General features: G+C 42.8%; 12 protein-coding genes. 9 read left to right on the top strand and 3 right to left on the bottom strand.

The window, feature by feature from the left end:
* Positions 1-52: 52 nt before the first annotated feature.
* Positions 53-520 carry a hypothetical protein gene (locus F6K49_RS01805; RefSeq protein ID WP_293093644.1) on the bottom strand — a complete coding sequence of 156 codons (468 nt, stop codon included), beginning with the start codon at positions 518-520 and terminating at the stop codon, positions 53-55.
* A gap of 543 nt (positions 521-1,063) precedes the next feature.
* Between F6K49_RS01805 and F6K49_RS01800 the strand changes: the two genes are divergently transcribed.
* Complete coding sequence (locus tag F6K49_RS01800) at positions 1,064-1,423, top strand: rhodanese-like domain-containing protein (RefSeq protein ID WP_293068915.1); 360 nt, start codon at positions 1,064-1,066, stop codon at positions 1,421-1,423.
* 417 nt (positions 1,424-1,840) lie between these two features.
* Positions 1,841-2,932, top strand: a complete 1,092-nt coding sequence (hrcA, locus tag F6K49_RS01795; protein WP_293017368.1) for a heat-inducible transcriptional repressor HrcA — start codon at positions 1,841-1,843, stop codon at positions 2,930-2,932.
* A 226-nt stretch (positions 2,933-3,158) separates the two neighbouring features.
* On the opposite strand, the gene F6K49_RS01790 is transcribed toward hrcA, so the two are convergent.
* The gene (locus F6K49_RS01790; RefSeq protein ID WP_293046887.1) at positions 3,159-3,380 is read right to left on the bottom strand and encodes a hypothetical protein; all 222 of its coding nucleotides are present in this window, start codon (positions 3,378-3,380) and stop codon (positions 3,159-3,161) included.
* 237 nt (positions 3,381-3,617) lie between these two features.
* On the opposite strand from F6K49_RS01790, the gene F6K49_RS01785 reads away from it, so the two are divergent.
* The 5 genes from F6K49_RS01785 to F6K49_RS01765 all read left to right on the top strand — a co-directional run bounded on the left by F6K49_RS01785 (position 3,618) and on the right by F6K49_RS01765 (position 8,406).
* Positions 3,618-4,103, top strand: a complete 486-nt coding sequence (locus F6K49_RS01785; RefSeq protein ID WP_293068911.1) for a ribbon-helix-helix protein, CopG family — start codon at positions 3,618-3,620, stop codon at positions 4,101-4,103.
* A gap of 271 nt (positions 4,104-4,374) precedes the next feature.
* Positions 4,375-5,271: a DUF1822 family protein gene (locus F6K49_RS01780; RefSeq protein WP_293068908.1), complete on the top strand. Its 897-nt coding sequence runs from the start codon at positions 4,375-4,377 to the stop codon at positions 5,269-5,271.
* A 19-nt stretch (positions 5,272-5,290) separates the two neighbouring features.
* Positions 5,291-7,606, top strand: coding sequence for a pentapeptide repeat-containing protein (locus F6K49_RS01775; RefSeq protein ID WP_293068905.1), 2,316 nt, complete (start codon positions 5,291-5,293; stop codon positions 7,604-7,606).
* Positions 7,607-7,777: 171 nt separating this feature from the next.
* Positions 7,778-8,236, top strand: a complete 459-nt coding sequence (locus F6K49_RS01770) for a DUF29 domain-containing protein (RefSeq protein ID WP_293068902.1) — start codon at positions 7,778-7,780, stop codon at positions 8,234-8,236.
* Complete coding sequence (locus F6K49_RS01765; protein WP_293068899.1) at positions 8,236-8,406, top strand: hypothetical protein; 171 nt, start codon at positions 8,236-8,238, stop codon at positions 8,404-8,406. The genes F6K49_RS01770 and F6K49_RS01765 overlap by 1 nt, the downstream gene beginning before the upstream one ends.
* Positions 8,407-8,450: 44 nt before the next feature.
* Here F6K49_RS01765 and carB read toward each other — a convergent pair whose 3' ends face one another.
* A complete protein-coding gene (gene carB / locus F6K49_RS01760; RefSeq protein ID WP_293093637.1) occupies positions 8,451-11,708 on the bottom strand; it encodes a carbamoyl-phosphate synthase large subunit in 3,258 nt (1,085 codons plus the stop codon).
* A 155-nt stretch (positions 11,709-11,863) separates the two neighbouring features.
* On the opposite strand from carB, the gene F6K49_RS01755 reads away from it, so the two are divergent.
* Together F6K49_RS01755 and F6K49_RS01750 are read left to right on the top strand one after the other, a co-directional pair.
* Positions 11,864-12,001: a hypothetical protein gene (locus tag F6K49_RS01755; protein WP_293093634.1), complete on the top strand. Its 138-nt coding sequence runs from the start codon at positions 11,864-11,866 to the stop codon at positions 11,999-12,001.
* A gap of 68 nt (positions 12,002-12,069) precedes the next feature.
* On the top strand, positions 12,070-12,804 hold the full coding sequence (locus F6K49_RS01750; RefSeq protein WP_293093631.1) for a Uma2 family endonuclease: 735 nt from the start codon (positions 12,070-12,072) through the stop codon (positions 12,802-12,804).
* The last annotated feature ends 58 nt before the right edge of the window (positions 12,805-12,862 follow it).

Below are 12,862 nucleotides of genomic sequence, written 5' to 3'. Positions count from 1 at the left end.
GGTCACCAGAATTAATACTTGAACAGATTACTAACTAGTTTACCGTTTTTAGTTACTCAACAGCTGTCAGGGTGTAATCCCACCTTTGTCCTCCCTCAAAGGAACCTACCCAGATTTGGTATGTCCCAGCTGGCCAATTTTGTGCGGTTATGCTGGCATCTTTTTTTGAACCTGTATCATCCCCACAAAGGATCTGATTGTTGGGAAACTGAATTAGTAAAGTGGTATCCTTTCCCCCTGTGTTGACCCCTATAGTTAAATTATGGAAATCTGTCTCCAAAACCATCAGGTGATCTGGAGTAGGGTCTCCAAAACCGATACAGGGATCATTGTTGCGATCGCTATTCGCAATCGATGACAACGAGTAAGCACCACCGGTGTGACCACTGACCTGTCCTTGACTTGGGGAAAAACCAGGTGATAAGTTTAAAGAAGCAAAATTCGCTGTCTGAGATAAAACTGGCATAGAACAGAGGGCTACTATTAAAGCTATGACTCCTCTAACACCTTGTCGTACCATTGTCAAAACCCTCCTAAGACTAGTTGTTACTATTTCCTCCCTATTTGAGTACGAGTAAACTATAAAAAATTACAGTACTTACTTAGATTTTCCTATAAACCTCTGTTGTTTGATAGGAATACCTGTGACACTCTGCTATCTGCCACATTAATTATTTATTTATAGCTTTGGTATTAATTTATTCTTTACCAATTAGCTATCAGCTATCAGCTTAAGCGCTACTTGAGGTGCTACTTGAGGTGCTATCAGCCAACGCCTGAATACTTAGATGGGCAAATGACCAAACTTTCAATTCTGTAAAATCTCGAACTATTAAATTATTGTGTTCGATGTTTATTTTAAGCATGATAGCTGACGACTTAAAGCTGATGTTAATGCTGATCGTAACTCCTTTAAATATTGGTACATATTAATCAGCGACCATAGCTGCTCAGCCCATCACCTGATCATTATCTTTAGGGCGAATCAATGAAATTGGGATGACTAGAGGTAAAATAAAGGTCAAAACTAAGAAAACAAGCGCGTTACAGCTATTTCCGTCCTATGGTCGCTCAATCGTTTGATCAACCTCTTCTTGAAATCAGTGTTGAACAACTGGCAAGGCAGATGGCAGATTCCCCGGAGCAGTTACAGCTTATTGATGTCCGAGAACGGCAAGAAGTTGCGATCGCTTCTATAGAAGGGTTTGAAATTCTGCCTTTGAGTGAATTTGCTCAGTGGTCTGGGGAAATCTCTACTCGCTTTGACCCCGCAGTCGAAACCATGGTCATGTGCCATCATGGTATGCGCTCGGCTCAGATGTGTCAGTGGTTAATCAGTCAGGGGTTCACGAATGTCAAGAATGTAGCTGGGGGTATTGACGCATACTCAATCATAGTTGATGATAGCATTCCTCGTTACTAATTGCAGCTCACTGCTAACTACTGCTATGAGTAGATTCTGCTATCTTAGAACAAATGTTCTTACAGCAAATATTATTAGAGAAAATGTATTAATAACCAACTTAATCCTTGGGTGAGCAGAAGCTGCCATAGCTATGGATAAATGCCAGATACTTCCAACTTTCACCAAAACCAACCCTGATTTTTGGTGATTGATTGGGATATCTAATTATCAGCCCTACTGTTTTGGACTAAAGACTGCTTAACTCAAGCCAGCTTTTAGGCAAAATTCTATGTCTTAATTCAGTCGCTCATGGGGGAAACCCCCAAAACCGCGCTGCATCGCTTCCTAGTTATTATGTTTTATCACCTTAATGGTAACTCCTCCCTCTAATTTAGACTTTTTTCCCTTTAAAATGAAGTTCAGCTTTGGTTCAAAATGTCTCGCCAACAACTAAGTTTAACAAGTCGGCAACAACATATTCTCTGGGCGACTATTCGTCACTATATTGCCACGGCGGAACCGGTTGGTTCTAAAGCCTTGGTTCAAGAATATGACCTGAGTGTTAGTCCAGCGACGATTCGTTCTTGCATGAGTATGTTGGAAAAAGTTGGACTACTATATCAACCCCATACCTCTGCAGGTAGGGTTCCTTCTGATTCAGGTTATCGAACCTATGTTGACCAGCTGATTCAACCGTCAGAAACCTTGAGTCAGTATGTTGAGAATTTATTGGCAGAGAAGTTGAACTGGGAGGAAGCTAAGTTTGAGGTATTGCTACGGAATGCTGCTCAAATTCTGGCAACGGTTAGTGGATATATTGCTTTAATTACTTTCCCTGACAATCGCACTACTCGCCTGCGCCATCTACAGTTGATGCACCTAGAGCTAGGGCAGGTGATGTTGATTATAGTTACCGATAGTTATGAAACTCAGTCGGTATTGATGAATCTGCCCCAGTCAGAGGATGATAGGACGGTTGATGAGTCGATTGTGGAGCGGGAGTTAAAAATATTATCTAACTTTTTGAATAGTAAGCTGCGCGGAAGAACTCTCAGGGAATTGGAGAAATTAGATTGGGGTGAATTAGACCGAGAATTTGTCCGCTATGCGGATTTTTTCAGCAATTTATTAGCTGAGTTGACCCGCCGCACTGTAGCACCTAAGTCCAGCCCGATTATGATTCGTGGCATCTCAGAGGTGTTGCGTCAACCAGAATTTTCGGAAATCGACCAGACTCTAGGTTTGCTACATCTGTTGGAAGAGGAACAGGAGCAACTGTGGTCAGTAATCTTTAAAGTACCGGAAGAGTGTGAAGTTAACTCTCGTGTGAATATTAGGATTGGTGCGGAGAATTCCTTGGAACCGATGCGTGGCTGTACCTTGGTATCTGCTAACTATCAGCAAGACCAAGTGCCGGTGGGAAGTGTGGGAATTATTGGACCAACTCGCATGATTTATGAAAATGCGATCGCATTAGTGGAAGCAGCGGCAGATTATCTAACGGAAGCCTTGAGTCAACCAGCTTAAACCAACTTCTTACGGTAACAGCAAGACGTTGATCGGAAATGCGACCTCAAGCTCTTTGTCTAAATTATTCACATTACTATAGCTAACGGGACTGGAAAAATTTCTCAGTCCCAACTCAGTTGCTTCCCTAAAACAGAGAGCATTGATCACCATAGCTAGAGATGCACCCCCATCGACTCATTCCCTTTGCCACTGGGTGGGCAAGTCACCGATTTCTGTAGCTTCTTCAGAGTTTAGGAGGTAGATCTTCAGGAAGGTCCGTATCTTTCCTGCTTGTTTCAGCAGAAGACTCACTATGATCCCAGGTTTTGTTGATAATCTCCTGAATTTGACTGTTTAAATCTAAATTTTGCCAAATTCCAATCCCAGCGTTAGCTCCGACAAGTATTGCACTCACTACCGCTATCGGAGTTCTCGCTTTTCTGAAAAAGTCTCTTAGACGCTTCATCTGGGCACCTCCAATCATGTATAACTTTTGTATATCATACGTATATCAAATTTGACCACTAGCAGACAGGCTGACGTCGGGGATATATTTTTGAAAATAGCTGAAATCCCTATATTAACTGGGTTAGAGGAACCATATCATAGTAATTACTGATCAGCAAGCAGCTATAATACGTATATCACTAGCCACCAAAAAAGCTATAATACGTATATCACTAGTTAATGTGAATAAATTGTTATGTCCAGAAAACTAGTTAGTTTCAGACTATCTGAAGACCTAGCACAAGCCCTCAAAGAGCGCGCTGAGGAGAAGGGCATTTCAGTGACAGAGTTAATCAACAGACTGCTGAGACAGGGTTTGGAAACCGATGACTCAGTAGAGGAGCGTTTAACAGTAGTAGAAGCCTCCGTTGAGAACCTCAGAAAACAAACCAATGTTACTGATCTCGCACTTGCCATTCAAGGAGTTGCTCAATCCCTGGGAGTATCCCCTGTACCTAAGACTGACTCTAATCTAGAGAGGCGTCTGGATGAATTGCAAGAGTTATTCATGGAGATGAAGGAGAATCTAAACCAGGTACTGGATCAGGAGCCAAGCAGCCGTAAACCTCGGTCTTCTGTATCAAAAGGGTCTAAATCAGCGCGATTGCGTAAGCTAGTAAAAGGTGAAAAGTCTTCAGTCAACCCCGAGATTCCAAGAGACTCTAAATTCAAGGACTACTAAATTGAGTAACTAATTAGTTACTCAATTTAGTTACAAGATGCATACAGCGGTTTTCACGTGAATAGCCCCCATTCCTGATTAGGGGGTCAGCTGAGAATGAGCTGTTGCTGCAATCAACATTGACTGGGTGTGTTCACTGGGTGTGTTCACTGTAGTTTATTCATTTGAGAACTGCTATTGATGTTCAATTATGAGGGTTTTGGTAAGTTTAAGTGTCTTGATGTGTCTCCTGATCGAGCAAGAGCCGTTTTTGGAACAGACGCTAAAGTTGTTGGAAATTATTGAATCCCAACGAATTGAGGGCTATGTTGCCAAAGCGACTGTGGCTAAATTATTTTATTACGCCAAAATCCTGAGGAGCGAAAAAGATGCGACACAAATTTTATCTATGGTAATGGGAATTCTAAAGGAATGCCCTTTCGATTACACCATTTCAGAGAAAGATCGATTATACAACCTTATAGAGGTGACAGGTTTTGAAGTTGCTGAAGAGCTGGTTTGTGCAAGGGTTAATAATCTGGAAGCCTTGGTAACCTTAAATGCTCAACAATTAAATTCTATGGGCTTTACTTTTCCAGTTTTGCCAGTTTTGTCAGTTAAACAAGTGTTAGAGCGTCAGTCATTAGAATACTGCTTTGATAAAGACTTTGATATTTATGAGCTAATTTATGAGCTGCTAGAACCTGAAACATCAGTGCTAAATCCCTGGCAGACTGAACTTGTTCAGAATGCAATAAACTTGAATAATTGGTTGGGCAATGACTTTCGTGAGGCGGAGCAACAAAATTGGCATCCATGGCACGAGATTTTAGGAACAGTACAACCTTCTTATAGATATGCTCTTAGGCACATCAAAGGAGTCCATCGAGTTAAAAAAATTACCTGGGATAATAGATACCAGATGGCTTTAGTGCTCCATGTGGCTAGAGAAACTAATAATGAAGTCGATATTTTTCTACAGCTATATGCTATCAGCGACCCAAAATATTTACCAGAAAATACCAAGATGATTGTACTTGATGACTCAGATGAAACTTTTATAGAAGCACAATCACAACTTGGTGATCTTGGCATCCAGCTAAGGTTTAGTGCTGATTATGGAGATAAATTCAGTGTTAAAATAGACTATGGGGGTAATTTCAGTTTTACAGATTTGTTTATGGTTTAGTTTTTTTTATAATTAAAAAATGGGTAAATTAGTTGTAATAAATCTAGGAGAGGGAAACCTTGAAACTGGTTGTTTAGCTACTATAAAGATTGGAGATGATCGCGCTATTCCATCAATAAAAATACTAGGAAAATTGCCCCCAGCACCAGAATTGGCTAAACTCCATAAGCGCTGGCATTTAATATATCAAAACCTAGGTTTTTCTGTACGCGCTTTGAATAAAAAACCAGAGATAAACACTTCTATCATCAGTAGAGATCAGTTTCGTAAATTATCCAAAAACTTGGTAAAAAGTCTAAATACTTGGCTTAATTATGAAGATTTTCGTGTCATCAAAGAGGCATTTCTGAAAAATTTAAGTCCTTCTGACGAAATTCGCGTAATTATCCAAGTGGAAGATATTCAGTTACGACGAATCTCCTGGCATCTGTGGGACATTTTTGATCATTACCGCAAAGCTGAGGTGGCTTTGGCGGAATTAACCTATGATAGAGTTAAGCGCACCGTCTCTTCTATTATCAACGATAAGGTGAGAATTTTAGCTGTTTTGGGAAACAGTGACGGAATTAATCTTGAAACAGACCGAGAATTACTAGAACATTTACCTAATATAGAACCTACGTTTCTGGTTGAGCCGTCACGCCTGGAATTAGATAGGGCATTATGGGACGAAAAAGGCTGGGATATCCTCTTTTTTTCTGGGCATAGTTACAGCCAAGTAGATGGCAAGAGCGGCTATATTTGTATTAACCAAACAGATAGCTTAATAATTAGTGAGTTAAAAAATGCTTTAAAAGCTTCAATTGAAAGGCGATTAAAGATAGCTATTTTTAACTCTTGTGATGGGCTAGGTTTAGCACAAAGTTTAACTGACTTGCACATCCCGCAAGTTATTGTGATGCGAGAGCCAGTACCAGATCTAGTAGCTCAGGAGTTTTTAAAGGGATTTCTTAAGTCATTTTCAAGGGGAAAATCGTTATATATTTCAGTAAGGGAAGCAAGGGAACAATTGCAAGGATTAGAGAATGATTTTCCCTGTGCTAGTTGGTTGCCAGTTTTGTTCCAGAATCCCGCAGAATTGCCTCCCACTTGGAATGATCTTGCTCCAATTAGCTTTATCACTCAGCAGCAAGCCAACAACGAAGACCTGATTTTATATCAAAAAAGACTAGAAGCTTGGAATCAGTGGAGGGCAAGAAACACTGAGTTAGTTCCAGAGCTCATGGAAAGAAACTTAACTGGAGCCAATCTTAGGGGAGCTAATCTTAGTAACGTTAATCTTGGTGGAGCTAATCTCAGTCACGCTAATCTCAGTGAAGCTAATCTCAGTCAAGTTAATCTGACTGGAGCTAATCTCAGTCACGCTAATCTCAGTGAAGCTAATCTCAGTCAAGCCAATTTGACTGGAGCTAATCTAACGGCAGTTCAAGCATTGAATACTAACTTTGAAAAAGCATTATTGACTGGGACTTGTATACAAGACTGGAATATCAATAGTGCTACAAATCTTGATGGGATAATTTGTGCTTATGTTTATCTGAGAGATTCTCAACAAGAGCGTCGTCCCCATAGCGGTAACTTTGCTCCAGAAGAATTTAGTAAGTTATTTCAAAAAGTTTTAGAAACTCTTGATTTGATTTTCGTTCATGGACTTAACTGGCAGGCATTTCTTCCCTCATTCCAGAAGATAAAAGTTGAAAGCGGGGCACAGGAGTTAGCGATTCAATCTATTGAGAATAAGGGGGATGGTACTATCGTGATTCGCATAAACATACCTAGGGAGTTCAACAAAGCTGAAATTGAAAAGGATTTCAAGCATAATTATGAGTTAGCACTTAAAGCAGTCGAGGAAAAATATCTAGCTCAATTAAAGGCTAAGCATAGCGAAATAGAGATTTATCGTCATCAAAGTGCGGAGCTAGTGGAAATCATTAAGCTCCAGGCTAACAGACCTATTTATAATACTATTGATTTCGCAGCCAACAACATAGACCAGAGCAATTCTTCAATCGGTTTTGGTTACGCGGGAACAGTCAATGACAGCAAAATAGTTGGCGCTCAGCACTACTACGCCCCAACCAAAAATCTGGCAGAGGCAGCAGCAGAGATTCAGAAACTCCTAAACCAACTTTCACAAATTAAGCCAACCACAACCGAAATTGAAAAATTAACAGTTGTCGCTGAGGCTGCTGAAGAAATCAACAGTAATCCTACCCTGAAAGCAAAGGTTATTAATGCCTTGGAAGCTGGAGGAGTTGATGCGTTCAAAGAAGCTATAGAGCACCCACTTGTGAATATTTTGATAGCAACGATTGAGGGCTGGACCGAGGTATAGTGTAAGGTTTATAAAGGGTTATAATGGATAAGATTGTCCCAGCTAATAGCATTTTAATTTTAGTTGTGAACATATTACTTTAGGCAAGAGACAAAAGGCAAAAGGCAAGAGATAATAAACTATATAGGTATTTTTGGCAATGTAAAAAACTGTAATAACTTTTTCAAGTTTATGGATAAACCATCCCTATACGAGCAAGACTTTTATGCTTGGACTCAGCAGCAGGCGCAAGCACTGAAGCACAAGCAATTTTCTGAGCTTGATTGGCAGCATCTGGAGGAAGAAATTCAAGCTTTGGGAAGACAGGAATATCGGGAATTAGTAAGTCGCCTTTGCGTTCTGCTTGGTCATCTGCTCAAGTGGCAGTATCAGCCAGAGCATCGTAGCCGCAGTTGGTTTTTGAGTATTAGAGAACAACGTCGGGCAATTAAACGACATTTACGGCAAAACCCGAGCTTAAAGTCTCGCCGGTCGGAAGCAATGATGGATGGCTATGAAGCAGGTATTGATTTAGCTTTGCGGGAAACTAATTTACCAATACGAACCTTCCCAGAAGCTTGTCTTTATTCCTTTGATGAGGTGATTGAGGATAGTTTTTGGTGTGATACTAGCCAAGATTGGGAAAATTAGTGGGACTTACCAAGTTAAACCAAAAATCAAGGGTTTCAGCTATAGGGAACAGGGAACAGGGAACAGGGAACAGAAGGTTTCAGGAGAATGGTAGTGGTAAAGATGTAGTCCAAACCCTGGCGGTGCGTTACGGGACGGGCTATCCTAACACTGGCTACCGAGAAAATTAGGGCGAGCCCGTCCCTAACACACCCTACGGCTGTGAGAGCAAAAGCTAATTCGTGATATAGTCCTGTAGAGCTTTTACTCCCAGTGGTTGGGACTGTAGTGAACGAATTGCTGCTGCTGTTGCTTTAGCACTAGCAATTGTAGTCACAATCGGAATTTTATAGCCTAATGCTGTTCGGCGAATTAACCGCCCATCGGCATAGGCATCTTCTCCAGAAGGGGTATTAATAATTAGCTGAATCTTTTGATTCTTAATCCAATCCAAGACATGGGGACGTCCTTCATGGAGTTTTAACACCAACTCCACATCCAGTCCATGCTCTTGCAGCACCTTGCGAGTGCCATCCGTTGCCACTAGCTCGAATCCCAACTCGATTAAGTCTTTCGCCACTGGTACTACATTTTGCTTGTCTCGGTGATTTGTAGAAACGAACACTGTGCCAGACAGGGGTAAACGCTGACCAGCTGCTAATTCTGCTTTGGCAAATGCCTTCCCAAAATCTGTGTCAATCCCCATTACTTCCCCAGTAGAACGCATTTCTGGTCCGAGGAGGGTGTCTGTACCAGGAAATTTCTCAAAGGGCAATACCGCTTCTTTGACTGCAATGTGCTTAGGGCTAGCTTCTTCAGTTAACCCAAGGGATTCCAAGGTTTCACCGGACATAACCCGAGATGCTAACCCCGCCAGGGGTACCCCTGTTGCCTTGGAGACATAGGGAACTGTTCGGGATGCTCTGGGATTGGCTTCGAGTATGTAAACGGTTTCCCCTTGCACCGCAAATTGAATATTCATCAACCCCACCACCTTCAGGGCTTTTGCCAGCTGATAAGTCCAAGTGCGAATAGTTTCCAAAGCAACGGGTGTTAGAGAGGTGTGGGGTAAAGAACAAGCAGAGTCTCCGGAGTGAATCCCCGCCTGTTCGATGTGTTCCATGATGCCACCAATCACTACCCGACCAGTGTCATCTGCGATCGCATCCACATCTACCTCTACAGCATTCTCTAAAAACTTATCAATCAGAATCGGATGCTCTGGTTCCACCTGCACCGCAAACTTCATGTAGCGTTTCAAATCCTCATCGGAATAGACAATTTCCATAGCCCGTCCCCCCAACACATAAGACGGACGCACCACCACTGGATAACTAATCCGTTTCGCCACCTCTAGTGCTTCCCCATAACTGCGAGCAATTCCATTGGGTGGCTGCTTAATATCTAACTTCCGCAAAATCTTCTCAAACCGCTCCCGATCCTCAGCTACGTCGATTGAGTCGGGAGAGGTTCCCCAAATTTGGGTTACCAGTTGTTGGTTGCCAACCTTCAACCTGCTAACCTTCAAGGCTTCTTGCAACGGCACTGCTAACTTAAGCGGTGTCTGTCCCCCAAATTGAACAATAATCCCTTCCGGATTTTCCGCCTCAATAATATTGAGTACATCCTCTTTGGTCAGGGGCTCAAAATATAAGCGATCGCTTGTATCATAATCTGTAGAAACTGTCTCTGGGTTGGAGTTGACCATGATTGTCTCAAACCCCTGCTTACTCAGAGCATAAGATGCATGACAACAGCAATAGTCAAACTCAATCCCTTGACCAATCCGGTTTGGTCCCCCACCTAAAATCATCACCTTCCGCCGATCCGAAGGTATCACTTCCGACTCTTCTTCATAAGTGGAGTAATAATAAGGTGTAAATGCCTCAAACTCTGCTGCACAGGTATCTACTAGCTTATATGCTGGTACTACTCCTAGATGCTTACGGTATTCACGCACCTCATCTTCCGAGGTCTTGGTAGCAAAAGCAATTTGGCGATCGCTAAATCCCTGACGTTTGACTGCCCATAACTGCTCTTTGTTCAAGGTCTGCAATGGGTTACGTTTGAGGAATTTTGACGTTTCCAGCAACTCCGCCAATTTATCCAAAAACCAGGGGTCAATTCCTGTGAGTTCCTGTACTTCTTCTAGGGTCATCCCTAGCATCAAACCATGACCCACCGTGAAGATACGTTCTGGATTCGGGGTTCGTAAACCATAGCGCACTTGTTCGAGAGATGGCAGCTTCTCTTTGCGATCGCATCCCCACCCAAAGCGTCCAGTTTCCAGGGAGCGCAACGCTTTCTGAAACGATTCGAGAAAGGTCCGTCCAATCGCCATCGCTTCTCCCACTGACTTCATCTGAGTAGTCAGGATTGGTTTACTACCGGGAAACTTCTCAAAGGCAAACCGGGGTACCTTAGTTACCACATAGTCAATAGTTGGTTCAAAGGAAGCAGGAGTTTGTTTAGTAATATCGTTGGGAATTTCATCGAGGGTATACCCCACGGCTAATTTAGCCGCAAACTTAGCAATCGGGAACCCTGTTGCTTTCGAGGCTAGGGCAGAACTACGAGAAACCCGAGGATTCATCTCAATGATAATGACCTGGCCATTGATGGGATTGACAGCAAACTGAATATTTGACCCTCCGGTTTCAACCCCAATCTCCCGAATAATTTTAATCGAGTAATCCCGCAACCGTTGGTATTCCTTATCTGTCAGGGTTTGAGCAGGAGCAACAGTAATCGAGTCCCCAGTATGAATCCCCATCGGGTCAACATTTTCAATGGAACAGATAATCACTACATTATCTGCCAAATCTCGCATCACCTCTAACTCATACTCCTTCCAGCCCAACAAAGACTTTTCCACCAAGATTTGAGACACTGGCGAAGCATCCAAACCCCCCTGAGCCATTGTTTCGTATTCTTCTTTGTTATAGGCAATGCCACCACCACTACCCCCCAGGGTAAAAGCCGGGCGAATAATCAGCGGGTAAGAGCCGATTTCTTGTGCGATCGCTTTAGCCTCCTTGAGATTATTCGCAATGCCCGAAGGACAGACCCCTACCCCAATCCTTTCCATTGCTTCCTTGAACAACTGGCGGTCTTCAGCCTTTTCTATCGCCTCTAGCTTTGCCCCAATTAGCTCCACTCCATGCTTTTCCAAAACCCCATTCTTAGCTAGGTCAACCGCAATATTCAGAGCCGTCTGACCCCCCATGGTTGGCAGTAAAGCACATGGTTGTTCTTTTTCGATCACCTTCTCGACGATTTCTGGAGTTAGGGGCTCGATGTAGGTACGGTCAGCCGTTTCCGGGTCAGTCATGATACTAGCTGGATTAGAGTTTACCAGTACCACTTCATAGCCTTCTTCCCGGAGTGCCTTACAAGCCTGAGTCCCGGAATAGTCAAATTCACAGGCTTGTCCAATCACAATCGGACCAGAACCAAGGAGCAAGATTTTGTGAATATCATCGCGGCGGGGCATAGTGGTTGCTCTGTGGTGACATAAACGTTATTAGATCCTGACTATTATATGCTTGCTTGCCAAATTATTCCCTAGTTATTTATCCAGCTTTTACAAAGCACCCAGCTTTTTATCCAGCTTTTACCCAAGAGCCCTGATTTGTTGACAGTTGACGGTTGACAGTCAACGGTTACGGCGGTTTGCATAACTATCAGGTACACAGGATTGTTTTCCCACTTCCGACTTCCCTGCTCCCTGCTCCCTGCTCCCTGCTCCCTAAAAACCCAGAACGAAAGTACCTAATTGAATTGTAAACCGCTGTAAGTTAACCATTTCCAGTAAAGCTGTCAAACTAGAGGTAGCGATTTTGCCTGTGAGTGCTATGACCCTTGCCAATAATTCACAAGCCACTGCGGAAGTCAATGTAATGGCTGAGTCAGAAAGTATTATCATTCCACCATGTGATTTATGGAGTGATGAACCACCCTTGGAAAGCGATCGCCATCGAGATCAAATTGAGCTGTTACTCGCTTGCCTGAAGTGGTGGTGGCGAGAACGAAGCGACTTCTATGCTACTGGGAATCTCACTATCTATTTCACTCCTGAGCATATTACCACCAGAGACTTTAGAGGACCCGACTTTTTTGTAGTACTCGGTACGGAAAATCGACCCCGCAAAAGTTGGGTAGTATGGGCAGAACAAGGAAAATATCCCAATGTGATTATTGAACTGCTCTCTAACAGTACAGCTAAAGTTGACAAGGGATTAAAGAAAATCCTCTACCAAGATACTTTCAGGACACCAGAATATTTCTGGTTTCACCCCGATACCCTCGATTTCCAGGGATTTCGCCTGATGGGAGGCCAGTATCAACCCCTCGACCCTAATACTCAGGGGTGGCTGTGGAGTCAGCAGTTGGAATTATTTTTAGGTGTGCATAATTCCCAGCTACGGTTTTTCAGTGGAGATCAGCAATTGGTACCAACACCAGACGAGAGAGCTCAAGCTGCTCAACAACAAGTTCAAGCTGAACGGCAACAAAGAGAACTTGCCGAAAAGCGGGTAGAGGAATTGCTAGCTAGACTCAAAGAGTTAGGTGATGAGTCAGATGCATGATTCTCGCCATTGCTCTAGGGCTTGTGACAGCATCGGTCAAGTAATTCTAAAACTACGT

The sequence above is a fragment of the Moorena sp. SIO3I6 genome (assembly GCF_010672095.1).
The sequence above is the reverse complement of the archived record's forward strand: the minus strand, read 5'-3'. Positions and strand labels throughout refer to the sequence as shown.